Origin of the sequence: Mycobacterium asiaticum, assembly GCF_001673315.1 — a bacterium.
GTDB classification, from domain to species: domain Bacteria; phylum Actinomycetota; class Actinomycetes; order Mycobacteriales; family Mycobacteriaceae; genus Mycobacterium; species Mycobacterium asiaticum_B.
The window spans coordinates 67,307-92,420 of sequence record NZ_LZLQ01000051.1; the positions used below are offsets into that span (position 1 = coordinate 67,307).

At 67.0% G+C, this 25,114-nt stretch carries 20 protein-coding genes; 10 read left to right on the forward strand and 10 right to left on the reverse strand.

Annotation, left to right across the window (positions count from 1 at the left end; genetic code table 11):
- Positions 1 to 66: 66 nt before the first annotated feature.
- The 4 genes from glnA (A5636_RS07690) to A5636_RS07705 are packed head-to-tail and all read left to right on the forward strand — an operon-like array spanning position 67 to position 5,917.
- On the forward strand, positions 67 to 1,407 hold the full coding sequence (gene glnA, locus A5636_RS07690) for a type I glutamate--ammonia ligase (RefSeq protein WP_065158090.1): 1,341 nt from the start codon (positions 67 to 69) through the stop codon (positions 1,405 to 1,407).
- A 33-nt stretch (positions 1,408 to 1,440) separates the two neighbouring features.
- On the forward strand, positions 1,441 to 4,422 hold the full coding sequence (locus A5636_RS07695) for a bifunctional [glutamine synthetase] adenylyltransferase/[glutamine synthetase]-adenylyl-L-tyrosine phosphorylase (protein ID WP_065158091.1): 2,982 nt from the start codon (positions 1,441 to 1,443) through the stop codon (positions 4,420 to 4,422).
- The gene (locus tag A5636_RS07700; RefSeq protein ID WP_065158092.1) at positions 4,419 to 5,063 is read left to right on the forward strand and encodes a PaaI family thioesterase; all 645 of its coding nucleotides are present in this window, start codon (positions 4,419 to 4,421) and stop codon (positions 5,061 to 5,063) included. The genes A5636_RS07695 and A5636_RS07700 overlap by 4 nt, the downstream gene beginning before the upstream one ends.
- Entirely contained in the window at positions 5,060 to 5,917 is an 858-nt protein-coding gene (locus A5636_RS07705) for a TIGR03619 family F420-dependent LLM class oxidoreductase (RefSeq protein ID WP_065158093.1), read from the forward strand. The genes A5636_RS07700 and A5636_RS07705 overlap by 4 nt, the downstream gene beginning before the upstream one ends.
- Before the next feature lie 10 nt (positions 5,918 to 5,927).
- On the opposite strand, the gene A5636_RS07710 is transcribed toward A5636_RS07705, so the two are convergent.
- Both A5636_RS07710 and glnA (A5636_RS07715) read right to left on the reverse strand, forming a co-directional pair.
- Positions 5,928 to 7,517: a protein kinase family protein gene (locus A5636_RS07710; protein ID WP_065158094.1), complete on the reverse strand. Its 1,590-nt coding sequence runs from the start codon at positions 7,515 to 7,517 to the stop codon at positions 5,928 to 5,930.
- A 300-nt stretch (positions 7,518 to 7,817) separates the two neighbouring features.
- Complete coding sequence (gene glnA, locus A5636_RS07715) at positions 7,818 to 9,254, reverse strand: type I glutamate--ammonia ligase (RefSeq protein ID WP_065158095.1); 1,437 nt, start codon at positions 9,252 to 9,254, stop codon at positions 7,818 to 7,820.
- Between the two features lie 224 nt (positions 9,255 to 9,478).
- On the opposite strand from glnA (A5636_RS07715), the gene A5636_RS07720 reads away from it, so the two are divergent.
- Complete coding sequence (locus tag A5636_RS07720) at positions 9,479 to 9,901, forward strand: RDD family protein (protein ID WP_065158096.1); 423 nt, start codon at positions 9,479 to 9,481, stop codon at positions 9,899 to 9,901.
- Positions 9,902 to 10,079: 178 nt separating this feature from the next.
- Here the strand turns inward: A5636_RS07720 and A5636_RS07725 are convergent, their stop codons facing one another.
- The 5 genes from A5636_RS07725 to sucB all read right to left on the reverse strand — a co-directional run bounded on the left by A5636_RS07725 (position 10,080) and on the right by sucB (position 15,358).
- Positions 10,080 to 10,832, reverse strand: a complete 753-nt coding sequence (locus tag A5636_RS07725) for a DUF4191 domain-containing protein (RefSeq protein ID WP_065158097.1) — start codon at positions 10,830 to 10,832, stop codon at positions 10,080 to 10,082.
- Between the two features lie 64 nt (positions 10,833 to 10,896).
- Positions 10,897 to 11,832 carry a lipoyl synthase gene (gene lipA, locus A5636_RS07730; protein WP_065158098.1) on the reverse strand — a complete coding sequence of 312 codons (936 nt, stop codon included), beginning with the start codon at positions 11,830 to 11,832 and terminating at the stop codon, positions 10,897 to 10,899.
- Positions 11,829 to 12,518 (reverse strand): lipoyl(octanoyl) transferase LipB, encoded by a 690-nt coding sequence (gene lipB / locus A5636_RS07735; protein ID WP_065158099.1) that lies wholly within the window; start codon positions 12,516 to 12,518, stop codon positions 11,829 to 11,831. The genes lipA and lipB overlap by 4 nt, the downstream gene beginning before the upstream one ends.
- A gap of 37 nt (positions 12,519 to 12,555) precedes the next feature.
- A complete protein-coding gene (locus A5636_RS07740) occupies positions 12,556 to 13,467 on the reverse strand; it encodes a TIGR01777 family oxidoreductase (RefSeq protein WP_065158100.1) in 912 nt (303 codons plus the stop codon).
- A gap of 4 nt (positions 13,468 to 13,471) precedes the next feature.
- Positions 13,472 to 15,358, reverse strand: a complete 1,887-nt coding sequence (gene sucB, locus A5636_RS07745; protein WP_065158101.1) for a 2-oxoglutarate dehydrogenase, E2 component, dihydrolipoamide succinyltransferase — start codon at positions 15,356 to 15,358, stop codon at positions 13,472 to 13,474.
- 192 nt (positions 15,359 to 15,550) lie between these two features.
- Between sucB and A5636_RS07750 the strand changes: the two genes are divergently transcribed.
- Positions 15,551 to 17,329, forward strand: coding sequence for an SDR family oxidoreductase (locus tag A5636_RS07750; RefSeq protein ID WP_065158102.1), 1,779 nt, complete (start codon positions 15,551 to 15,553; stop codon positions 17,327 to 17,329).
- A gap of 13 nt (positions 17,330 to 17,342) precedes the next feature.
- Here A5636_RS07750 and A5636_RS07755 read toward each other — a convergent pair whose 3' ends face one another.
- Positions 17,343 to 17,687: an aminopeptidase gene (locus tag A5636_RS07755; protein ID WP_065158125.1), complete on the reverse strand. Its 345-nt coding sequence runs from the start codon at positions 17,685 to 17,687 to the stop codon at positions 17,343 to 17,345.
- Positions 17,688 to 17,849: 162 nt separating this feature from the next.
- Here A5636_RS07755 and A5636_RS07760 point away from each other — a divergent pair, with 162 nt between their 5' ends.
- Both A5636_RS07760 and A5636_RS07765 read left to right on the forward strand, forming a co-directional pair.
- Positions 17,850 to 18,314: an SRPBCC family protein gene (locus tag A5636_RS07760; protein WP_065158126.1), complete on the forward strand. Its 465-nt coding sequence runs from the start codon at positions 17,850 to 17,852 to the stop codon at positions 18,312 to 18,314.
- A gap of 2 nt (positions 18,315 to 18,316) precedes the next feature.
- Complete coding sequence (locus tag A5636_RS07765; RefSeq protein WP_065158103.1) at positions 18,317 to 19,906, forward strand: phytoene desaturase family protein; 1,590 nt, start codon at positions 18,317 to 18,319, stop codon at positions 19,904 to 19,906.
- 135 nt (positions 19,907 to 20,041) lie between these two features.
- On the opposite strand, the gene A5636_RS07770 is transcribed toward A5636_RS07765, so the two are convergent.
- Positions 20,042 to 21,592, reverse strand: coding sequence for a leucyl aminopeptidase (locus A5636_RS07770; RefSeq protein ID WP_065158104.1), 1,551 nt, complete (start codon positions 21,590 to 21,592; stop codon positions 20,042 to 20,044).
- Between the two features lie 20 nt (positions 21,593 to 21,612).
- Positions 21,613 to 22,728, reverse strand: coding sequence for an adenylate/guanylate cyclase domain-containing protein (locus tag A5636_RS07775; RefSeq protein ID WP_065158105.1), 1,116 nt, complete (start codon positions 22,726 to 22,728; stop codon positions 21,613 to 21,615).
- Between the two features lie 42 nt (positions 22,729 to 22,770).
- On the opposite strand from A5636_RS07775, the gene gcvT reads away from it, so the two are divergent.
- Both gcvT and A5636_RS07785 read left to right on the forward strand, forming a co-directional pair.
- The gene (gene gcvT / locus A5636_RS07780; protein ID WP_065158106.1) at positions 22,771 to 23,886 is read left to right on the forward strand and encodes a glycine cleavage system aminomethyltransferase GcvT; all 1,116 of its coding nucleotides are present in this window, start codon (positions 22,771 to 22,773) and stop codon (positions 23,884 to 23,886) included.
- 54 nt (positions 23,887 to 23,940) lie between these two features.
- Positions 23,941 to 25,047 (forward strand): branched-chain amino acid aminotransferase, encoded by a 1,107-nt coding sequence (locus A5636_RS07785; RefSeq protein ID WP_065158107.1) that lies wholly within the window; start codon positions 23,941 to 23,943, stop codon positions 25,045 to 25,047.
- The last annotated feature ends 67 nt before the right edge of the window (positions 25,048 to 25,114 follow it).

Consider the following 25,114-nt stretch of genomic DNA (forward strand, 5'->3'; position numbering starts at 1 on the left):
CATTCGCAACCGGCGTGGCGTGGCATCCGTAACACGGATTTAACAGACCGTGCCTAGTGTGCGGGTATGGATCGGCAGAAGGAATTCGTTCTCCGCACCCTGGAAGAACGCGACATCCGCTTCGTGCGGCTTTGGTTTACCGATGTGCTCGGATTCCTCAAGTCGGTCGCCATCGCCCCGGCCGAACTCGAGGGCGCTTTCGAGGAGGGGATCGGCTTCGACGGGTCCTCGATCGAGGGCTTCGCTCGGGTCTCGGAATCCGACACCGTGGCGCACCCCGACCCGTCGACCTTCCAGGTGCTGCCCTGGGCGGACAAGTCCGGTCATTACCATTCGGCTCGCATGTTCTGCGACATCACCATGCCGGACGGCTCACCGTCGTGGGCGGACCCCCGGCACGTGCTGCGCAGGCAGCTGCAGCGGGCGAACGACCTCGGCTTCTCCTGCTACGTGCACCCCGAGATCGAATTCTTCCTCCTCAAGAACGGCCCCGACGACGGGTCGGAGCCCACCCCGATTGACAACGCCGGCTATTTCGACCAGGCCGTCCACGAGTCCGCGTCCAAGTTCCGCCGGCACGCCATCGAGGCGCTCGAGTTCATGGGCATCTCGGTGGAGTTCAGCCACCACGAGGGCGCGCCCGGCCAGCAGGAGATCGACCTGCGTTTCGCCGATGCGCTGTCGATGGCCGACAACGTGATGACCTTCCGCTACGTCATCAAAGAGGTCGCACTGGAAGAGGGCGTGCGGGCGACGTTCATGCCCAAGCCTTTCGGCCCGCACGCCGGTTCGGCGATGCACACCCACATGAGCCTGTTCGAGGGAGACGTCAACGCCTTCCACAGTGACGACGACCCGCTGAAGCTGTCGGAGGTGGGCAAGTCGTTCATCGCCGGAATCCTCGAGCACGCCTCGGAAATCAGCGCGGTCACCAATCAGTGGGTCAACTCCTACAAGCGGCTCGTGCACGGCGGCGAGGCGCCCACCGCGGCGTCCTGGGGTGCGGCCAACCGCTCGGCGTTGGTGCGGGTGCCGATGTACACGCCGCACAAGACGTCGTCGCGACGGGTGGAGGTGCGCAGCCCGGACTCGGCATGCAATCCCTACCTGACGTTCGCCGTGCTGCTGGCCGCTGGACTGCGCGGCGTGGAGAAGGGGTACGTGCTGGGCCCGCAGGCCGAGGACAACGTCTGGGACCTGACGCCCGAGGAGCGCCGCACGATGGGCTACCGCGAGTTGCCGTCGAGTTTCGACACCGCACTGCGGGCCATGGAGTCCTCTGAGCTGGTTGCGGAGGCATTGGGGGAGCACGTGTTTGACTTCTTCCTGCGCAACAAGCGCGCCGAGTGGGCCAACTACCGCAGCCACGTCACGCCCTTTGAGCTGAAGACCTACTTGTCGCTGTAAGTCGCCCCGGCACCCTTGCGCTAACGTCGATACGTGACCAGGCCAGCGACGCAGCGACCTAAGCTGCCCAGCGTCGGTCGGCTGGGGCTGGTGGACTCCGCGGCGGGCGCCCGATTGACCGAGCTGGGCTGGGATCAACACGACGACCAGGATCATGTCGATCTGCTGTGGTCGTTGTCGCGGGCGCCGGATGCCGATGCCGCGCTGCGGGCGCTGATCCGGATGTCGGAGAACCCCGACATCGAATGGGACGAACTGAACACGGCGCTGCTTCACGAACGCAGCCTGCGCGGGCGGCTATTCGCCGTGCTGGGGGCTTCGCTGGCCTTGGCGGACCATCTGATCGCCAACCCGCAGTCCTGGAAACTGCTGCGCGGCAAGGTCGAACTGCCCACTCACGAGCAGTTGCAGCGGATGTTTCTCGACTGCGTGGCGGAATTCACCGGAGCTCCGGGTTCGATCGTGCACCAACTGCGCGTGTTGTACCGCGACCAGCTGCTGGTGCTGGCCTCGCTCGATCTCGCTGCCACCGTCGAGGACGAGCCGGTGCTGCCGTTCACCACCGTGGCCGCTCAACTGGCCGACACCGCGGATGCGGCGCTGGCCGCCGCATTGCGGGTGGCCGAGGACACGGTGTGCGGCGACCGCCCGCCGCCGCGCCTGGCAATCATCGCGATGGGCAAATGTGGTGCGCGCGAACTGAATTACGTCAGCGACGTCGACGTCATCTTCGTCGCCGAACAGGCTGATCCGATGAGCATCCGCGTCGCCGGCGAGATGATGCGGCTGGCCTCGTCGGCCTTCTTCGAAGTCGATGCCGCCCTCCGGCCGGAGGGCCGCAGTGGGGAATTGGTCCGCACGGTCGAATCGCACGTCGCCTACTACCAGCGCTGGGCCAAGACCTGGGAGTTCCAGGCGCTATTGAAAGCAAGGCCCGCGGCCGGTGACCCCGAACTCGCCGAGCGCTACCTCGAGGCGCTGCGGCCGATGGTGTGGACCGCGTGCGAGCGCGAGGACTTCGTGCCCGAGGTCCAGGCCATGCGACGGCGGGTCGAAGAGTTGGTGCCCGCCGATATCCGCGGCCGTGAGCTCAAGCTGGGCAGCGGCGGCCTGCGCGACGTGGAGTTCGCCGCCCAGCTGCTGCAGTTGGTGCACGGTCGGCGCGACGAGTCACTCCATGTCGCGTCGACGGTGGACGCACTGGCGGCGTTGGGCGCCGGCGGCTACATCGGCCGCGAGGACGCCGCCAACATGATCGCGTCCTACGAGTTCCTGCGGTTGCTCGAGCATCGACTGCAGCTGCAGCGGCTCAAGCGCACCCACCTGCTGCCCGAACTGGACGACGACGAAGCGGTGCGCTGGCTGGCGCGCGCGGCGCACATCCGTCCCGACGGGAGAAACGACGCCGCGGGCGTGCTGCGTGAGGAGCTCAAGCACCAGAACGTGCGGGTGTCCCGGCTGCACGCCAAGCTGTTCTACCAACCGCTGCTGGAATCGATCGGCCCGGCCGGACTGGACCTGGTGGGCGGTCGCATGACCCCCGATGCCGCCGAACGCCAGCTGGCCGCGCTGGGTTATTACGCGCCGCAAACCGCGTTGAAACACATGTCGGCACTGGTGAACCAGAGCGGTCGGCGTGGGCGCGTGCAGGCGGTGCTGCTGCCACGACTGCTGGACTGGCTTTCCTATACCCCCGATCCCGACAACGGGCTGCTGGCGTACCGGCGGCTCAGCGAAGCATCGACCACGCACACCTGGTACCTGTCCACGCTGCGGGACAAACCGACGGTGGCCCGGCGGCTCATGCATATCCTGGGCACCTCGACCTACGTGCCGGACCTGCTGATGCGCGCACCCGACGTGATCCAGGACTACGGTGACCGGCCGTCCGGGCCCAAACTGCGCGAGACCGAGCCCGCAGCGGTAGCCCGGGCCTTGGTCGCCTCGGCCGGCCGCTATTCCGAGCCGGGACGGGCCATTGCGGCCGCGCGCACGGTGCGCCGCCGGGAGCTGGCTCGGATCGGCTCGGCGGATCTGCTGGGCATGCTCGAGGTCACCGAGGTATGCGAGGCATTGACCTCGATCTGGGTGGCCGTGCTGCAGGCCGCCCTGGACGCGACGACCCGGGCCTACCTCCGCGACAATGATTCGGCCCCGGGGACCCTGGCGGTGATCGGCATGGGCAGGCTGGGCGGGGCCGAGCTGGGCTACGGCTCCGACGCGGACGTGATGTTCGTGTGCGAGCCGGCCAGGGGGGTCGAGGATTCGCAGGCGGTGAAGTGGGCCACGTCGATCGCCGAGCAGGTACGCACGCAGTTGGGGACGCCCAGCGTGGACCCGCCGCTGGAAGTCGACGCCAATCTGCGACCCGAGGGCCGCAACGGGCCATTGGTGCGCACCCTGGCGTCCTACGAGGCGTACTACGCGAAATATGCGCAGCCCTGGGAGATTCAGGCGCTGCTGCGTGCGCACGCCGTCGCCGGCGACAGCGAGCTGGGTCAGCGGTTCCTGCTGATGGTCGACCAGACGCGGTATCCGCCGAACGGGGTGTCCGCCGAGGCGGTGCACGAGATTCGCCGCATCAAGGCCCGCGTCGAATCCGAGCGGTTGCCGCGCGGAGCGGATCCCAAAACGCACACCAAACTCGGTCGCGGGGGACTGGCCGATATCGAGTGGACCGTGCAGTTGCTGCAGCTGCGGCACGCTCACGAAATCGAGGCGCTGCACAACACCTCGACGCTGCAATCGCTGGATGTGATCGCCGAAGCCGGCCTGGTCGCCCCCGACGAGGTCGACCTGCTCAAGCAGGCGTGGCTGACCGCGACCCGCGCCCGCAACGCGCTGGTACTGGTCCGCGGCAAACCCACCGACCAGCTGCCCGGCCCCGGGCGTCAGCTCAATGCGGTGGCGGTCGCCGCGGGATGGCACAGCGACGACGGCGGCGAATTCCTGGACAACTATCTACGTGTGACAAGACGAGCAAAAGCGGTGGTGCGCAAGGTGTTTGGAAGTTGACTCGGGATGCCGGCGCGCTGGGCGCCATGTTCGAAGCGCTGAGTGCGACGGAAGCCGACCGGGTCACGGCCCTGTATGCGCCGCTGGCTGGGGCTGTCCGGGAACTGATCGAGGCGACGATTCGCACCGAGGCGCACGACGACGTCGTCGCGCAGGCGCGGACCGCGATCGAGGCGGTCACCGAGTCGTTGCGGCAGCGGACCCGGCCGGCCGGGGTGAGTTACCGGGTCGGGGATCGGCCGCTGCCGCTGGGCAATGCGGCGGTCGGCGTGTGTAACCCGATCGCTCCGCCGGTGGAGGTGCACCACGAAGGCGGTGGACGGTGCTGGACCGAGTTCGTGCTGGGTTGTGCGTACGAGGGTCCGCCTTCGCTGGTGCACGGCGGCGTCAGTGCCCTGGTCCTGGACCACATGCTGGGCGAGGCGGCCAGCGAGGGATTGTCCAAACCGCGCTTCACCGGGACCATCACGGTGAAGTACCTGCGCGGGACACCGCTGGGCCCGCTGCGGTCGGAAGCTTGGATCGAACGCCGCGAGGGCGTCAAAGTGTTCGCGCGCGGGTTCATTGCGGATTCCAAGGGAATCACCGTGGAAGCCGACGGTGTGTTCATCGAGCCGTCCTGGGCGCGGGACGGGCAATGAAATTCTACGTCAGCAGCGCCTTCCTGAAGACCCCTGAGATCATCGAAATCGCCAGGGCCGCAGATGAACTCGGATATGACGGTCTCGGCATCCCGGACCATGTCGTCAACGTGGAGACGCTGGAGACGCCCTACCCGTACACCAAAGACGGGCAACGTCGATGGCAGCCCTTCACCGACTGGCCCGATCCGTGGGTGCTGGTAGGTGGGCTGGCGCAGATCACGACGCGGCTGAAATTCGTCACCACGGTTTACATCCCGGCGATGCGCAACCCGTACTCGGCGGCGAAAGCCATTGGTACGGCAGCGGTGCTGGCGTCCGGGCGGGTGGAACTCGGTATCGGTGTGGGCTGGTGCCGCGAGGAGTTCGCTTTGATGGGTGAGCAGTTCGCGGCCCGCGGCAAGCGTACCGACGAGATGATCGACCTGATGCGCGCGCTGTGGGAGCCGGGCTGGACCGAATTCGACGGCCAGTTCTACCGAGCGCCGCGACTGGAGATGCAGCCGACCCCGCCGTCGATACCGGTGTACGTCGGCGGCCTCAGTGACATCGCGCTGCGCCGTGCCGCCCGCAACGACGGCTGGATCGGCGATCTGATCAACACCGACCGTGCCATCGCAGCGGTGCGCCGGCTGCGCGAGTTGCGGGCCGAAAACGGGTTGACCATGGACGATTTCACCGTTCTCACACCGCTGACCGACGCTTTCACAGTTGCGGACTATCAGCGCGCCGAGGATGCGGGCATCACCGGCATCATCACCATGCCCTGGATGTTCTACGCCGGCCCGGATGCCACGTTGGCCGAGAAGATCGACGGGCTGCGTCGCTTCCGCAAGGACCTGGCGCTGGACTAGGCGCGCCGAGTCAACGGATCTGCACTGCGTTCTGCAGGGTGACTTCGGCGATGTCGGAATGGCTGCGTCCACCGGCAGTGCCAAGGGTGCTGATCCAGATCAGCGCGAATGTGGTTGGCGCTGACGCGGTTACCGGGATCACATTGTGGCCGGGGTGCACCGCGGTGGGCGGACTGAGTTCCGCGGTGTCGCCGAGCTTGCCGGGCGTCGCGGTCGGCGATGATCGGATTTGCACCACGCTGCCGGTGCTGTTGAGGTCGATGGTGACCGCGCTGAGCGTCGCGGGCTCCGGAAGCTGCACCAGCAGCCCTACGCCGTCCTTGAACTTCGGGAACGGCTCCGGGTCGAAGTAGGTGTCGGTCGACCACGCGGTGGCGGGATCACCGTCGATCGCCAGACCCGCCGTCTCGGGGCTGTCTGGTGCACCGCCGGGCGAGAAGACCGAGATCTTGGCCGGCTTGACTGTGCCGGGCGCCGCCGCCACCAGTGACGGACTTGGCTTTGCCGGTGACGTCGTCTGAAGCCCGAGTTTGTCGCCGCGCATCGCTACATCGGTGTCGAAGACGCCGACGACTCGGCTGATGGTGGTGGCGAACATGATCAAGACGATGAGAACTACCGCGGCCCCAGCCCCAAGACACGTCTTGACCAACTGGCGACGGGCATATTCAGCCCGCTCGCCCGGTCCGAAATTGCGGAAAGCGGCATAGTGACCGGCAGGCGGCAATGCGGGCAGCACCCGAGTCGCCTGGGGATCGGCGGCCTTGGCCTCGGCGCTGGTCTGGCGCAGCAACGTCGTGACGGTTTGCGCACTGCGAATACCTTCACCATCGCGCACCAGGGCTGCGGCGGTGGCCGACACCAGAAACGGAACCCGCGGATCGAGTACCGAAGGCTCCTCGATCCGGCCTTGCGCGTCGACCTCGACCGAGCGCCAATCCTTGCGCACCGCCTCGTTGTGCAATGGCCAGCGGTTGACCAGCAACGCGTACATCACCGCACCGATGCCGCGGAGGTCATTGCGCGGCGTGGCATCCGGCATCGTCGCCGGAAATGCCAGCACCGCGCGTCGGTCCACGCTGATGCGGATCCGGGCGGGATGGTCGATCGACAACGCCGACCCAGCGCGGTGGGCCGCCTCGGCGGCCTCCGCCAGGGACAACACCGCATCCGCGACGCCGATCGGTGACGGCCCGGTATTGGCCACTTCTTTCAAAGTGGCACCGCGAATCCACTGCGAAACGACCACGCCGCCGCAGTAGTCGCGGCCGACGTCGATCACCGTCGCGAGATAAGGCGAGTCGATACCGCGCAGACTCGCGGTCCGCGACAGGATCTCGTCGACGGTCGCCGCGGGCAATGCGTTCTCGGGGTCGACGACCGTGATCGCCAGATGCTGCCCGGTCATTGTGTCGGCTGCCTGCCAGAACTGCAGGTGCTGCGCCTCGCCGTAGAACAGCAGCATCCGAATCCGGCCGCTGGCAATGGTGGCGCCGGCGACCAAGGGGTTCGCTTCGCCGCTGGGCGAACGCGGCTGCGTCCACAGATACGGAATGTGAGCCGTCGCCACTTCCGGTGCGATGGGTTGGCTCGCGGTCATCGCTTCGTCTCGCTCCCGCACTGGGTTCGGGCGGCAGACGCAAAGGCACCCAACACACCGAGCGTGCGGCAGCTTTTGCGTCTGTTCGCGCAACTGAACGGCATCGACCGCATCGGCACAGACGCGAACGGATGCTGATACTGGTCGTCACTCACATAGCCGGAGATCGGCACTTCCAAACCGCCCAACGGTGCGCAGCTTGGCTATCGCCACGAGCAGACGCAAAAGCACCCGGCACGCTGGCGTGCCGGGTGCTTTATTGCACTTGCTCGCAAGGCCTAGACGTCGTTTAGACGTCGTTTAAACGTCGTAGTACAGCGCGAACTCGTACGGGTGCGGCCTGATCTGCACTGGCAGGATCTCGTTTTCGCGCTTGTAGTTGATCCACGTCTCGATCAGGTCAGGCGTGAAAACGCCGCCCTCAGTGAGGTATTCGTGGTCAGCTTCCAGGCGGTCGATCACTGCCGACAGCTGGGTGGGGGCCTGCGGAATGTTCGCAGCCTCCTCCGGCGGCAGCTCGTAGAGGTCCTTGTCCACCGGCGCCTGCGGCTCGATCTTGTTGCGAATGCCGTCCAGGCCGGCCATCAGCATCGCCGAGAACGCCAGGTACGGGTTGCCCGACGCGTCGGGGCAACGGAACTCCAACCGCTTGGCCTTCGGGTTGCTGCCCGTGATCGGGATCCGCACACACGCCGAGCGGTTGCGCTGGCTGTACACCAGGTTGATCGGCGCCTCGTAGCCGGGAACCAGCCGCTTGTAGGAGTTCACCGTGGGGTTGGTGAAGGCCAGCAGCGACGGTGCGTGGTGCAGCAGGCCGCCGATGTAGTGACGGGCCGTGTCCGACAGGCCGGCGTAGCCGGTCTCGTCGTACATCAGCGGGTTGCCGTCCTTCCACAGCGACTGGTGGGTGTGCATACCCGAACCGTTGTCGCCGAACAGCGGCTTGGGCATGAAGGTGACCGTCTTGCCGTTGACCCAGGCGGTGTTCTTCACGATGTACTTGTAGAGCTGCATGTCATCGGCCGCGTGCAACAGCGTGTTGTACTTGTAGTTGATCTCGGCCTGGCCACCGGTACCCACCTCGTGGTGGCCCTTCTCCAGGCTGAAGCCGGCGTTGATCAGGTTCGTCAGCATCTTGTCGCGCAGGTCGACGTAGTGGTCGACCGGCGCCACCGGGAAGTAGCCGCCCTTGGGACGGACCTTGTACCCGCGGTTGGGGCTGCCGTCGAGTTCGTTGGGCGATCCGGTGTTCCACCAGCCCGAGATGGCGTCGACCTCGTAGAACGACCCGTTGGTGCGCGAATCGAACGCGACCGAGTCGAAGATGTAGAACTCGGCTTCGGCGCCGAAGTAGGCCGTATCGGCGATGCCGGTGCTGATCAAGTAGTTCTCGGCCTTGCGGGCGACGTTGCGCGGGTCGCGCGAGTAGGGCTCGAGGGTGAACGGGTCATGCACGAAGAAGTTCAGGTTCAGCGTCTTGGCTTCGCGGAACTGGTCGATCTTCGCGGTCGCGGGGTCCGGCAACAGCAGCATGTCGGACTCGTGGATGGACTGGAAACCACGAATCGACGAGCCGTCGAAAGCCAGGCCCTCGTCGAACACGCTTTCGTCGAAGAACGACATCGGAATCGTGAAGTGCTGCATGATTCCGGGCAGGTCGCAGAAACGGACGTCGACAAACTCGACGTTTTCATCTTTGGCAAGTTTAAAGACGTCGTCGGGCGTCTTATCCGTCACAGAAGGCTCCTTTACTAGTGAACGTGGCCGACGCTAGGGAGCAGTTGTTGCACGTCAGTCAACGCCGTGTTGCGCAGAGGTTACGCACCACGCTCTCACAACAGGACTCGGCTGCGCGCCGCCCCTATTGTGAAGGTCATGGCCCGCAAGATCGTAGCTGGTGTCCGGCCGTCTTGGTACGGGCTGTCCCACGGCCCGCGGCTCCGAGTCGCCGGACGAGTTCGATGACGCCGGAATCGCCGACCGGTTATCCGGGCGAGGCGCTCGGCCTCCCAGAATCCGGGTCGGGTTCGCTGGCGCGGATGGGCCGCCGACTCGGTGCGCTGTTCATCGACTGGCTGATCGCCGCCGGCCTGGCGTTGCTGCTGTTAACTTTCGGGGCGGTCTCCGACAGTGTGTTGTCGACGCTGCAGTTACTCATCTGGGTGGCGTTGGGCGCGCTCTCGGTGCGCCTGTTCGGCGTGACGCCCGGACAGCTGGCACTGGGTCTTCAAGTGGCCGCCGTGGATGGCCGGCTCCCGATCGGCATCGGACGTGCGTTGGGCCGCAACCTGCTGATCTTCCTGTTGGTGCCGGCGCTGTTCACCGACGCCGACGGGCGGGGGCTGCAGGATCGGCTGACCAAAACCGCGGTACTGCGACGTTAGGTCCGCGCGCGCCCGACTGCGCCGCTCCTCCTCGGACCGCTTCGCGGTCCGCATTGTCGCGGCCGCGCCCGACTGCGCCGCTCCTCCTCGGATCGCTTCGCGGTCCGCATTGTCGCGGCCGCGCCCGACTGCGCCGCTCCTCCTCGGATCGCTTGGCGGTCCCGCATTATCGCGGCCGCTATTTGCGGCGCACGGTGCGTTGCACGCCGCGCATCTTGCCGGCATTCGGCAGCGGCCCCTTGGGCATCATCGCGGCGCCGGCCCGCGTGCCCAGCGCGGCCAGCCGCGATTCCAGCGCATCCATCTGCTTGGCTGTGATGTTGGACGGGAGGCGGGTCAGATGCCGTTCCAGCTTGGCCAGGGCGACCTCACCCTCGCCGTTGCCCACGATGACGTCATAGATCGGGACGTCGCCGACGATGCGCGCCGTGCGCTTCTTCTCCTGGGCCAGCAGCGGTTTGACGCGCCCCGCTGAGCCTTCGCCGACCAAAATGACGCCGGGCCGGCCAATGACCCGGTGCACCGCGTCGAAGTGGCCGGTTGCGGCCACCCCCGGAGTCACCCGCCACTTGCCGCGCATGTTGTCCAGCACCCATGCTGCGGCGCCGGTCTGGCCTTCGGCCTGGCGATAGATGCTGCGCTGGGCCCGTCGGCCGAAGATGATGAACGCCACCAATGCGCCGAGCATCAGGCCGATCGGGATCATCATGACCATGGTCAGCCCGCCGGCCCAGATGCCGAATGCCACCGCGGCGCCCGCGATCAGCACGAAGGCGCCGATCATGTACGGCAGCAGGCGTTTGTCCTGCTTGCGCTGCATGTTGAACGCCTGCCACAGCTGACTGCGACGCTCCTTGGCTGCGGCTTTGCGAGCGGCTGTCGCTTCGGCCTTGGCGGCCTTGTTCTCCGCAGCAGATCGGGATTTCGCCATAGTCACCAAGGATACGTATGCGCAGTTGCGCCGGGTGACCCCTAGGTGTACTGACCTGAGAGGGTCAGGCTTGCGGCGACGTGCGGGCGGCTCGGGCTTGCTGGTACAGCCGGCCAGCGCGGTACGAGGACCGAACCAACGGCCCGGCCAGCACCCCGGCGAAGCCCACGCCCTCGGCGTATTGCGCGAACTCCACGAACTCTTCGGGAGTCACCCAGCGTTCCACCGGGTGGTGGCGCACCGAAGGCCGGAGGTATTGGGTGATGGTGACGATGTCGCAACCGGCGGCGTGCAGATCGCCCAGCGCGGTGCGGACCTCGTCCGGGGTCTCGCCAAGCCCGAGAATGAGGTTGCTCTTGGTGACCAAGCCGGCCGCACGCGCCGCGGTGAGCACGTCCAGGCTGCGCTGGTAGGTGAAGGCCGGGCGGATCCGCTTGAAGATGCGGGGCACGGTTTCGACGTTGTGCGCCAATACTTCTGGGCGGGATTCAAAGACTTCGGCGAGCTGCTGGGGCTGGCCTTGGAAGTCCGGGATCAACAGCTCGACACCGGTGGCAGGGTTGAGTTCCTTGATGGCGCGCACCGTCTCGGCGTACAGCCAGGCACCACCGTCAGGCAGGTCGTCGCGGGCGACGCCGGTGACGGTGGCGTACCGCAGACCCATGGCCTGCACGCTTTCGGCCACCCGGCGCGGCTCGTCACGGTCCAGTTCGGCGGGCTTACCGGTGTCGATCTGGCAGAAGTCGCAACGACGCGTGCACTGGTCGCCGCCGATCAGGAAGGTGGCCTCGCGGTCCTCCCAGCATTCGAAGATGTTGGGGCAGCCGGCCTCCTCGCAAACCGTGTGCAACCCTTCGCGCCGGACCAGGTTCTTCAGCTCGGTGTACTCGGGCCCCATCCGGGCACGCGTCTTGATCCACGAGGGCTTGCGCTCGATCGGCGTCTGCGCGTTGCGCACCTCGAGGCGCAACAGTTTGCGTCCTTCGGGTACGACAGTCACGTCGTCGATGCTACGCGGGTGGTCGGGTGTTCCCGGACCGGCAGCAGACCGTCGAGTGCGTCACAAACGGCGTCGGCGACCGCTGTCCTGACCTCGGCGACGGTCACCGGCCGGCGCAGTTCGGCCGTCAGCGACGTGACCCCGGCGTCGCTGATCCCGCACGGGATGATGGTGTCGAAGGAGTCCAGTTCGCAGTCGCAGTTGAGGGCGAAGCCGTGCAACGTCGTCGAGCGCGCGACCCGCACGCCGATCGCGGCGACCTTGCGAGCCGGGCGGCCCGGCACCCAGACCCCCGACCGTCCGTCGACCCGGCCTGCTTCCAGACCCAGCTCGGCGCAGACCCTGATCAAGGCTTCCTCGAGGCGGCGCACGTAGTTGACCACGTCCAGGGGTTGGGCCAGCCCGACGATGGGATAACCGACCAGCTGCCCGGGGCCGTGCCAGGTGATCTTGCCGCCGCGGTCGGTGTCGACCACCGGGGTGCCATCCACCGGCCGTTCGTGGGGGTCGGTGCGGCGGCCGGCGGTGTACACGGCCGGATGCTCCAAGAGCAGCAACGTGTCCGGGCCGCCCGCGACGCGTGCATCGGACAGCTCGCGCTGGAGTTGCCAAGCAGCGAGGTACTCGACACTGCCCAACTGGCGGACGTCGACTGCCTCAGTGCTGGATCGGATGGAGCCCGTCACACCGGCCAGGCTACTTGGCCCTGCTGGAGAAGACCTGTCAATCCCGTTCGCGGCGGGCGGTGGCGTAACCGAGCGCCTCACCAATTGTGTTGTGGTGGAACTTAAAACCTGCTTGTTCCAACGCCGTCGGGATGGCGCGCTGTCCGGTCAACAGGCCCTCGTCGGCGAACTCGCCAAGGGCTGCGCGCACCGCGAACCCGGGCACCGCCAGCGGCGTCGGGCGGTTCAGCGCCCGGCCCAATGCGGTAGTGAACTCCGCGTTGGTGACCGGCGCCGGGCCGGTCATGTTCACGGGCCCGGACAGCGTTGGTTGCGAGATCGCGAACAGCAGCGCCCGTACCTCGTCCTCAAGGCTGATCCACGACATGTATTGGCGGCCGCTGCCGAGCCGGGCACCCAGTCCCACCGAAAACACCGGACGCATCATCCGCAGCGCACCACCTGAGGGACCCACCACGATCCCGGTGCGGGCCAGCACCACCCGGGTGCCGTCGTACTGGGCCGCCAGGGTGGCGGCCTCCCAGTCCACGCACAGCTGCGCCAGGAAACCCCTTCCGGCCGAATCATTTTCGTCGACCACCCGGTCTCTGGTGTCGCCGTAATAGCCCACGGCGCTGGCGTTGATCAGGGTGCCGACGCCCGCGTCGGCGACGGCGGCAGCCAGCACCTCGGTCGGCGCGATGCGACTGTCGCGCAGGATCTGCTTGAACGCACCCGACCATCGGCGCTGCCCGATGTTGACACCGCACAGATTGACCACGACGTCAACGCCGGCCAGCGCGTCGGGATCGAACTCGCCGCTTTCCGGATTCCAATGCAGCTCATCGGAATTCGCCGGGGCCCGACGCACGATCCGCAGCACGTCGTGGTCGGCCGCGCGCAACGCCGCGATCAGTGCGGAACCGATCAAGCCGGACGAACCTGCTATGGCGACAACGGCTTTGGCCACAGCCCTACAGCCCCAAGTCGGCCTCGAAGGCTCCCTCTTCGAGGCGATGCTTGATGGTGGTGAGGAAGCGACCCGCATCTGCGCCGTCGATCAGCCGGTGGTCGTAGGTCAGCGGGAAGTAGCTGATCGAGCGGACGCCGATCGACTCGTTGCCCGCGTCGTCGACGATCACCCGGGGCCGCTTGACGATGGCCCCGGTGCCCAACATGGCGGCCTGCGGCGGCACCAGGATCGGGGTGTCGAACAGTGCGCCCTGGCTGCCGATGTTGGTGATCGTGAAGGTCCCGCCGGACAACTCGTCCGGCTTGAGCTTGTTCGACCGGGCGCGGGCGGCGATATCCGCGATCGCCCGAGCCAGACCCGCCAGCGACAGATCCCCGGCGTTGTGGACGACGGGGGAGAGCAGGCCCTGTTCGGTGTCGACGGCGAACCCGAGGTGTTCGGCGTCGTAGTAGGTGATCTCCTTGCTTTCCTCGTTGTAGCTGGCGTTGACGTTCGGGTGCGCCTTGAGGGCATCGATGACGGCCCGCGCGATGAACGGCAGGAAGGTCAGGTTCACGCCTTCGCGCTCGGCGAACGCCGTCTTGGCGCGGGCCCGCAACGCCACGATCTTGGTCATGTCGATCTCGTGGGTCTGCGTCAGCTGCGCGGTCAACTGCAGGGATTCGCGGGTTTTCTTGGCCGTGATCTGCCGGATCCGGTTGGCCTTCTGCGTGGTGCCGCGCAGATGCGCCAGCGAGGACGGCGCAGCAGCGGAGGCTTTCGCCGCCGGCGCCTGCGCGGGCTCCTTGGCGGGCTCCTGCGACGGTTGCTGCTTCTCCGCCTTCTTTTCGGCGAGAGCGAGCACATCCTGTTTGCGGATGCGACCGCCCACGCCGGTGCCTTTGACCTCGGCGAGGTCAATGTTGTGCTCCGCGGCCAGCTTTCGCACCAGCGGCGTCACATAGGGGCCGCCGTCCGATTCCCCGGCGGGCTCGGGCTTGGCATCCTGCTTGGGCTCGGGTTTTGGCTCGGGCTTGGATTCCTGCTTGGGCTCGGGCTTGGGTTCCGGCTTGGACTCTTTCTTCGGCTCCGGCTTGGGTTCTTCCTTAGCCTCCGGCTCCGGCTCCGGCTCCGGCTCCGGCTCGGGCTCGGGCTCGGGTTCGGGTTCCGGCTCGGGTTCCGGCTTGTCCTCAGCTTTGGCCTCGGATTTGGACTCGGTCTCCGCGTCCTCGCCGTCCGAAGAACCGCTCGAATCGGCATCACCAATCTTGGCCAGCTCACCACCGACCTCGACGACGTCGTCTTCCTCAGCGGTGATGCTGACCAGGACACCGGCCACCGGGGACGGAATCTCGGTGTCGACCTTGTCGGTGGACACCTCTACCAGCGGCTCGTCCACCTGGACCGAATCGCCGACTTTCTTCAACCATCGAGTCACCGTGCCCTCGGTGACGGATTCACCCAGCTCCGGCATGGTCACCGACGTCGCGTCACCGCCCGACGACCCCCCGGACTTCTTCTGCTTCGGTTCCGGTTCCGGCTCGGACTCTTCTTCGGGTTCGTCCTCGGCTTCTTCGGGCTCTTCGTCAGCGGGCTCGTCAGCCTCGGCCGCGGATTCCTTCTCGGCGGGTTCTTCGGAATCGCCGCCGTCGCTGTCGCTGTCGCCGTCCTCTTCACCGCCGATGATGGCGAGCTCGCCGCCCACCTCGACGGTGTCGTCCTCCTGGGCGATGATCTTGCTCAGCACGCCCGCGGCCGGCGACGGGATTTCAGTGTCGACCTTGTCGGTCGAGACCTCGACCAGTGGCTCGTCGACCTCGACCGTGTCGCCCTCCTGCTTGAGCCAGCGGGTGACCGTTCCCTCGGTGACGCTCTCGCCGAGTGCCGGCATCTGGACGGAGAAGGCCATCTTTGTTGACTCCTCGAACGGTCGTCGGTCGGCGCAGGTCGACCTCTGGCTTACCACACAGTCGTGAATCGGATGGGGAACCCGCGTAGATGTCAAAACTATCCTGTCACTCTGTCATCAGTCTCCTGCATTCAGCCCTTGCTACGGTGTGGCCACGGGCAGGGACAACAAGGCGCAGGTAGCGGAGGTTTGATGCCGGCAACACAGCACGCACCCCAGCAATTCGTCGACAGTGCGGACGGCGCTCGGATCGCGGTATACGACGAGGGCAACCGCGACGGCCCCACCGTGGTCCTGGTGCACGGGTGGCCGGACTCCCACGTGCTGTGGGACGGGGTGGTTCCGCAGCTGGCGCAACGGTTTCGGGTCCTTCGCTACGACAACCGCGGTGTGGGATTGTCGTCGACACCCAAGCCGGTCGCTGCCTACGCGATGGCGCGTTTCGCCGACGATTTCGCCGCCGTCATCGGCGAGCTGAGCCCCGGGCAACCCGTCCACGTGCTGGCCCACGACTGGGGATCGGTTGGAGTGTGGGAGTACCTGAGCCGACCAGGAGCCAGCGACCGGGTCGCGTCGTTCACGTCGGTGTCCGGGCCCGCTCACGATCAACTGGTTCACTTCATCTTCGAAGGCCTGCGCCGCCCCTGGCGGTTCCGGCACTTCACCGGTGCGCTCGATCAGGCGGTGCGGTTGAGCTACATGGCGTTGTTCTCGATTCCGCTGCTGGCGCCGTTGTTGCTCCGGCTGGCGTTTCGCAGTGCGGCGGTGCGGCGATCCGTCGTCGACAACATTCCGGTCGAAAAGATCCGGCACTCCGCGAACATCGCGAGCGACGCCGCGAACTCGGTGAAGGTGTATCCCGCGAACTACTGGCGTTCCTACTCCGGCAAGTTCCGCCGCCAAGGCGTCCACGTCGTCGACGTGCCGGTGCAACTGATCGTCAACACGCGCGACAAGTACGTGCGAACGGCCGGGTACGACGAGACCCCCCGCTGGGTGCCCCGACTGTGGCGGCGTGACATCAAGGCCGGTCACTTCTCGCCGATGTCGCACCCGCAGGTGATGGCCACCGCCGTCCACGAACTCGCCGACCTGACCGAGGGCCAGCCGCCCAGCCGGGCGTTACTTCGGGCCCAGGTAGGCCGCCCACGCGACTACTTCGGTGACACCCTGGTCGCGATCACCGGGGCGGGCAGCGGAATCGGCCGCGAAACCGCGTATGCGTTCGCGCGCGAGGGCGCCGAGCTGGTGGTCAGCGACATCGACGAGGCCACCGTCAAGGAGACGGCCGCCGAGATCACCGCGCGCGGCGGCGTCGCGCACCCCTACGTGCTGGATGTATCCGACAGCGACGCAGTCGAAGCGTTCGCCGATCGCATCAGCGCCGAACACGGCGTCCCAGACATCGTGGTCAACAACGCCGGCATCGGTCAGGCCGGTGGCTTCCTGGACACTCCGGCAGAGCAGTTCGACCGGGTGCTCGACGTCAACCTCGGCGGGGTCGTCAACGGCTGCCGTGCATTCGGACGCAGGCTGGTCGAGCGGGGCACCGGCGGACACATCGTCAACGTGTCCTCGATGGCCGCCTACGCACCGCTGCAATCGCTGAACGCCTACTGCACCTCAAAGGCGGCCACGTTCATGTTCTCCGACTGTCTCCGGGCCGAACTGGACGCCGCCGACGTGGGTTTGACCACGATCTGCCCGGGCGTGATCAACACCAACATCGTCAGCACCACCCGCTTCGACACCCAGGTCGACAGTGAACAGGTCGACGGACGGCGCGGGCAGCTGGAGCGAATGTTCGCGATCCGGCGCTACGGTCCGGACAAGGTCGCCACCGCGATCGTGTCGGCGATCAAGAAGAACAAGCCGATCCGGCCCGTCACGTTCGAGGCCTACGCTTTGTACGGCGTTTCCAGGTTGCTGCCCCAGGCGCTGCGCAGCACCGCCCGCGCGCGGGTCATTTGAGGTCCGGGGTCGTTTAGACGCCCGCCGGCGCGCCCCGGTTCCGCTGTACCAGCAGCGACCCGGCGATCGCGACCAGGCCGATCACGGCCAGCGGGATCGCCCACGCACGCCGACTGGACAGCGAAGACTCGCACACGGCGACGTAGTCGGTGTGCGGGACGATCTCGTTGAGAACCGGGATGCTGGCGACGCTCCCGTTGTTGGCCGACCGAGCGCCCGACAGGTCGCTGACAATCCCGTTGCCACAGCTAATAGTGCCGCCGTTGCTGTTGGACACCTTTACCGGCACCAGCAGTCCGATCACGCCGGCCAGCAGAAGCACCGCACCTACTGCGAGAATCAACCGTCGCACCGTCATCATCCGGCCTTTCGGGAGAGTGATTGCCGTCGGCTCTTGGTTTAGCCGTCGAACTACGCCGCTAAACCAGCACACCTCCCGGCGCGGGAACCCGGCGCGGTGGAGCACTATTTCGGCGCGGCGCGGGTACCCCGCTGGGGTGACCAAGCCGAAAGGATCCACATGACAGCGACGGAAGCTCTGATCGCGACCCGGGATGTGTCGTCATCCTGCCAGGACGTCTGGGACGTGATTGCCAACGGATGGACCTACGCACAGTGGGTGGTCGGCAACAGTCGTACCCGTGCGGTGGATGACAACTGGCCGGAACCCGGCGCTTCGATTCAGCACTCCATCGGCGTCTGGCCCCTGGTGATCAATGACGAGACGCTCGTCGAAAGCTGCACGCCCGGCAAGGAGTTGGTTCTGCAAGCACGCCTGAGTGTGTTGGGCGCCGCCCGGATCACGTTGCGTCTCCACGAGATTGCCGACGGGTGCCGGATCGAGATGATCGAGGTGCCCGTCGAGGGCCCGATCAAACTGATGCCGGACCGGCTGGCCTTGGCGGCGGTCTACCCCCGCAACCGTGAGTGCCTGTGGCGGTTGGAGGCGCTGGCCAAGGGTCGTCACCCAGCCGAAGCGCAGTAGCCGTGCCGGATGTCGCCGACGCGGTGGTGATCGGCGCCGGACATAACGGCCTGGTTGCCGCGTCGTTGCTGGCCGATGCCGGCTGGGATGTGCTGGTGCTGGAAGCGCAGCCCGAGCCCGGTGGCGCCGTGCGCAGCGCGGAGTTGACGCCTGGTTACATCACCGACCTGTTCAGCTCGTTCTATCCGATGACGATCGCCTCACCGGCGATGTCGGAGCTGGCGTTGCAGGACCACGGGCTGCGCTGGTCGCACGCACCGGCGGTGGTGGGACATCCGCGCAGCGCCACCGATGACGATCCGCCGATCCTGTACCACGACCCGGGCCGCACGGCCGCGGAGTTCGAGCGTCGCCACCCCGACGACGGTGACAACTGGTGGCGGGTAGTGGATCTCTGGGAGAAGATCAAATCACCGCTGCTGCAAGCGATGCTGGCGCCGTTCCCGCCGGTGCGCCCGTTGCTGCAATTACTGCACAAACTCGGTACGTCCGAGGCGATCCGGCTGGCGAATCTGCTCGTGCAGCCGGCGAACACCATGGCGGATCGGCTGTTCTCCGGTGACGCGCCGCGAGTCTTGTTGCTGGGCAACGCGATGCACGCCGACGTGCCGCCGGACGCGCCGCTGAGCGGGGTGATGGGGTTCCTGATGACGATGCTGGGCCAGGACTGCGGCTGGCCGGTACCCGTTGGCGGGGCGGGACAGCTCACCGCGGCCCTGGTCAATCGTGCTCGCTCGGCGGGGGCGCAGATCGAATGCGGTCAGAACGTGACCGGCATCGAAGTGCGGGGTGGCCGGGCGGTCGCGGTCAGCACGAGCCAGGGGCGGACGGTGCGGGCGCGGCGGGCCATCGTGGCCGATGTGGCGGCACCACGGCTGTTCCTCGAAATGCTGCCCGCGGAAGCGATTCCGGCGGGGCTGCGCAGCGACCTCGAGCACTACATCTGGGACCCGCCGGTGGTGAAGGTCAATTACGCACTCGACGGCCGGATCCCGTGGCGCGCGCAAAGCCTGCACGAGGTGGGGACGGTTCATCTCGGGGCCGACGGGCATGGTCTGGTCCGGTGGATGGCGGATGTGAACACCAGGGTGCTGCCCAGGAGCCCTTTCATGCTGTTGGGCCAGACCACCACGGCGGATCCGACCAGATCCCCCGAGGGCACCGAAAGTGTCTGGGCCTACACACATCTGCCGCGCAGTATCGACGACGACGCTTCGGCGGAGGAGCTCGGCGCTTCGATGGACCGCGTCATCGAGGAGCATGCTCCGGGCTTCGGGTCGCGAGTGCTCAGCCGGTTCCTGCAGCGGCCGTCGGACCTGGAAGCCAGCAATGCAAACCTGCATCGGGGCGCGCTCAACGCCGGGACCGCGCAGTTGCAGCAGATGCTGATCTTTCGTCCCGCACCCGGCATGGGCACGGCGGCCACACCGGTGGAACGGCTCTATCTGGGGGGCGCGTCGGCGACACCGGGGGGCTCGGTGCACGGTGCGTGCGGGCGCAACGCGGGGCACGCCGCCCTTGCGGCTGACGGGGTGACCGGCTGGCCGCGGCGGAAGGTGAGGCGTGCGGTGTTCTCGCTGCTCACGAAGTAACACTGCAGCCCGCGAGTGTGAACTCTACGAAGTGACAGTGCAGCCCGCGAGTGTGAACTCTACGACGCCGTCGCGGCGTGTCCCGTCGTCAAATTCACGTTCGGCAGTAGCGGTTGCACTGTCCGGGGCCGCCGCTCAGCCGTTCGCGACGATGTCCTCGAGGACCGCGATCATGGTGCGGGTGGGCACGCCGGTGGCGCCCTTCGGCGTCGCGCCCCACGGGCTGCCGGTGTTGTAGGCCGGCCCGGCCACGTCGATGTGCGCCCACTCCACCGGATCGGCGACGAATTCCCGCAGGAACACCCCGGCCACCAACATGCCGGCGAAACGTTGCCCGCTGATGTTGGACAGGTCGGCCACCGTGGACTTGAGGTCGTCCTTGAGTTCGTCGGGCAGCGGCATCGGCCAGCCGTTCTCGCCCACCCGCTGCGAAATCTCCGCGACGCGGTCGCGGAAGTTCTCGCTGCCCATCACTCCGGGGATGCGAGCACCCAGCGCCACGGTCTGCGCGCCGGTCAGGGTGGACGTCTCGATCAGGTAGTCCGGGCTGTCCTCGCAGGCCCGCACGATCGCGTCGGCCAGGATGAGACGTCCTTCGGCGTCGGTGTTCTGCACCTCGACGGTGATGCCGCCGTACTGGGTCAACACGTCGCCAGGCCGCTGCGCCGTGGCCGATGGCATGTTTTCGGCCATCGGTACCGTCGCGATCACGTCGATCGGCAGTTCCAGCTGTGCGGCCAGCGCCACGGTGGCGATCACCGCGGCCGCCCCGCCCATGTCAGAGGTCATGTGGTGCATTCCGGCGGCCGGCTTGATCGAAATACCGCCGGTGTCGAAGGTGACACCCTTGCCGACGAGGGCGACCTTCTTCGCCTGCTTGGCGTTCCTGGCCAGTCGGGATCCGCGATGGGTCAACCGCACCAGCCGCGGCGGGCGTGACGAGCCCTGACCGACGCCGATGATGCCGCCGTACCCGGCTTTCTTCAGGGCCTTCTCGTCCAGCACCTCCACCTCGAGGCCTGCCGTATCACCCAATTCCTTTGCCCGCTTGGCGAATTCGGCGGGGAAGAGGTGACTGGGGGGAGTATTGACGAAATCCCGTGCGGTGGCCACGGCGGTGGCCACGGCTGCCCCGTGCGCGGCCTGCTTCTTGGCGTCCTTGGCGCTCGAGAGCAGGGTGATCTTGCGCAGCCCGGAATCTTTGGGCGCGGTCTTGGCGCTGCGGAAGGCGCTGAACCGGTAGCTGCCCAGGACCAGCCCCTCGGTGACGGCTTCGATGATGCCCTCGCCGGGTAGCTCGCCCATCGTGGTGATTACCGCCTCGGTGCTGCCCAACGAGCGCGCCGCGACACCGGCAGCCCGACGCACCACATCAGCCGGCCATTCGTAACGTGACTTACCCAGGCCGACCGTCAGCACGCTGGCCACCGGCAGGGACGACACCACCAGGCGGTGCACCTGCTCGGAGCTGCCCTTGGCGTCGAGGGCTCGCAGCCCGGCCTCGATCTCGGCCACCGCGTCTGCCGGCAGAAACGCCTCGGCGGCGGCGACGGTGGCGCCGGACTCGGCGCTGTTTGAATCGGCGTCGCCGGCCGAGACGACCGGCACCAGCAGCACCGCCGCGGACACGCCGCGCTTGGGCAGCGTAGAAGCAACCGTGACGGCAGGGGCGTTGTAGTGAGTCACGGGAAATCACCCTAGTCGGGTCAGTCAGGCGGCGTTGTGTCCGCTGCGCTGCCGAGCAGTTCGAAAGCGGCCACCGGGTGGTCAAAACCTTTGAGTGTCAACGGCGCATGCGGTAGCGCCGGCCAGTCCGGCAACTGCTCCCGTAGCGCCGAATCCGCCAGGATCTGCGCCGGTCCCGCCGCGGCCACCAGCCGCGCCGCCAGATTGACCGGGTTGCCGAAGTAGTCCCCGTTGATGGCCAGCGCCGTGCCGTGCGCGAGTCCGGCCCGCACCTGCAGGCCCTCCTGCCGCGCCCGCGGGTGCTCGACAAGATCGACGGCCGCCTGCGCGAGCCGCTGGGCGGACGAACTCACCCACATCACCGCATCGCCGATGAACTTCACCACCCTGCCCCCGTTCGCGTGCACCACGTCGGACACGGTGGCGCCGAATTCGTTGAGCAGTTCCTGCAACTCGTTGGGGGTCAGCGTCTGGGTCAGCACCGTGAAGCTGGACAGGTCGGCGAACCCGATCCCGCACACCACGCTTGCGGAGGTGTCCCTGATGACGCCCTCGAAGTGGGTTCGGGCACTGGTCAGGTGATGCCGATGCACGATGTCGATCAGGGCCCCGAGGCGCGGAACGAATTCGGCGACCGCGCGGTATGCCTGCGCGGTGGCCAGTTCGTCGTGGGTGTAGGTCATCTGGATGTCCGGTGAACCGGCCCGGATCAGCGTCGACTCGGCCTCGGCGAGCCGGGCCATAGTCGCGCCGAGCACCCGCAGCAGCCCGAAAGCGCCGTCTTCGCCGACCACGCCTTTGAGCGCAACCCACGTCTGGAGCGCATCCACGTCCGCCTGGCTCAAGGCGGGAATGTCGGAGCCCGCCACCGTCAGGCCCAACAACGCCCAGGCGTGCGCCACCTCGTCTGCTGACAATCCAACTTGTTCGGCCGCCGTCGCCAGGGTGTAGATCGGTCGTCCTGACCACTGCAGGACATCCCCGGCCAGCCCGAACAGCCGGCCCCGCTGCTCGGCTTCGACCATGTCCTCGACCGTGAACCCGAGGTCGTCGAGATATTTGATCAGGTCGGCCCGCTCCCGCGGATTGGCGATGCCGGCGGCCTCCAGCGCGTCATAGTCCAGCGAGTCGGACACCTGGTCAAGTGTGCCAGCATCGTTCGATTAGGGTGAGACGCCGTGACCGGAGCCCCAGAGCTGTTGACCGGACCGTTGGAAGACCGACATCGGGAGCTGGGCGCGAGTTTCGCCGAGTTCGGCGGCTGGCTGATGCCGGTGTCCTACGCGGGAACGGTCAGCGAGCACAACGCCACCCGCACCGCCGTCGGTTTGTTCGACGTGAGCCATTTGGGCAAGGCGCTGGTCCGCGGCCCGGGGGCGGCGCAGTTCGTCAACGCCGCGCTGACCAACGACTTGGCCCGGATCGGTCCGGGCAAGGCGCAATACACGTTGTGCTGCACCGAATCCGGCGGTGTCATCGATGACCTGATCGCCTATTACGTTGACGACGACGAAATCTTCCTGGTGCCCAACGCCGCCAACACCGCCTCCGTGGTCGCAGCGTTACAGGCCGCCGCTGAAGCCGGTTCGGGGTCCGACCTCACCATCACCGATTTGCATCGCGAGTACGCGGTGCTGGCCGTGCAGGGGCCCCGTTCGACCGACGTCCTGGCCGCCCTGGGCCTGCCGACCGACATGGACTACATGGGCTACGCCGACGCGACGTATTCGGGTGTGCCGGTGCGGGTCTGCCGTACCGGGTACACCGGCGAGCACGGGTACGAACTACTCCCGCCGTGGGACACCGCGGGGACCGTGTTCGACGCGCTGGTGGTCGCGGTCGCCGACGCCGGCGGTCAGCCCGCGGGTCTGGGCGCGCGCGACACGCTGCGCACCGAGATGGGCTACCCGCTGCACGGGCACGAACTGTCCCTGGATATCTCACCCCTGCAGGCAAGGTGTGGCTGGGCGATCGGCTGGAAAAAGGACGCGTTCTTCGGTCGGGACGCCCTGCTGGCCGAGAAGGAGGCCGGTCCGAGGCGACTGTTGCGGGGCCTGCGCATGATCGGCCGCGGGGTGCTGCGCCCAGGTCTGACGGTGCTCGACGGCGAGCGCACGGTCGGGACCACCACGTCCGGAACGTTTTCGCCGACGTTGCAGCTGGGCATCGCCTTGGCGCTGATCGACACCGACGCCGGGGTCGAGGACGGGCAGCAGCTCACCGTCGACGTACGGGGTCGCCCGGTCGCATGCGAAGTGGTCCGGCCACCTTTCGTCGAGGTGAAAACCCGCTGACCGGCGCGCTCGCATGACAAAAAGCCGTTGCTGCCCGGATATAGAATCAGCGCCATGACCAGCGGCCCACTCGAGTTCACGGTTTCGCCTGCGGTTAACCCGGCGACCGAGGCCGAGCGGGTAGCGATCCTGGCGGACCCCGGATTCGGGAAGTACCACACAGACCACATGGTGTCGATCGACTATGTCGACGGTCAGGGATGGCACAACGCGCGGGTGATCGGCTACGGGCCAATCGAATTGGACCCGTCGGCGATCGTGCTGCACTACGCGCAGGAAGTGTTCGAGGGACTGAAGGCCTATCGATGGGCTGACGGCTCGATCGTGTCGTTCCGCGCCGACGCCAACGCCGCCAGGCTGCGTTCCTCAGCGCGGCGGCTGGCGATCCCGGAGTTGCCGGAGGAGTTGTTCATCGAATCGCTGCGACAGCTCATCGCGGTTGACAAGGCTTGGGTGCCCAAAGCCGGTGGTGAGGAGGCGCTGTATCTGCGGCCGTTCATCATCGCCACCGAGCCCGGCCTGGGTGTGCGCCCGGCCAAGGAGTACCGCTACCTGTTGATCGGGTCGCCCGCCGGGGCCTACTTCAAGGGCGGCATCAGCCCGGTCACCGTCTGGATCTCCACCGAATACGTCCGGGCCAGCCCGGGCGGAACCGGGGCGGCCAAGTTCGGCGGTAATTACGCCGCGTCGCTGCTGGCCCAGGCCGAGGCCGCCGAACACGGCTGCGACCAGGTGGTGTGGCTGGACGGTGTCGAACGCCGGTTCGTCGAAGAGATGGGCGGGATGAACCTGTTCTTCGTGCTCGGCAGCGGCGGCTCCGCGCGCCTGGTCACGCCGGAGTTGTCCGGTTCACTGTTGCCAGGCATTACCCGGGATTCGTTGCTGCAGTTGGCGATCGATGCCGGGTTCAGCGTCGAGGAACGCAAGATCGACATCGAGGAATGGGAGAAGAAGGCCGCGTCCGGGGAGATCACCGAAGTGTTCGCCTGCGGCACCGCGGCCGTCATCACCCCGGTCGCCCGGGTCAAGTACGGCGAGGACGAATTCTGCATCGCCGACGGCAACCCCGGCGAGGTGACCATGGCGTTGCGGGACACGCTCACCGGTATCCAGCGCGGTACCTTCGTGGACACCCACGGCTGGATGTCGAGACTCGGCTAGTCACACCGTCGAGCGTGAAGCTGGCTTCACCCTCGAACGCGAGCGTGAAGCCAGCTTCACCCTCGGC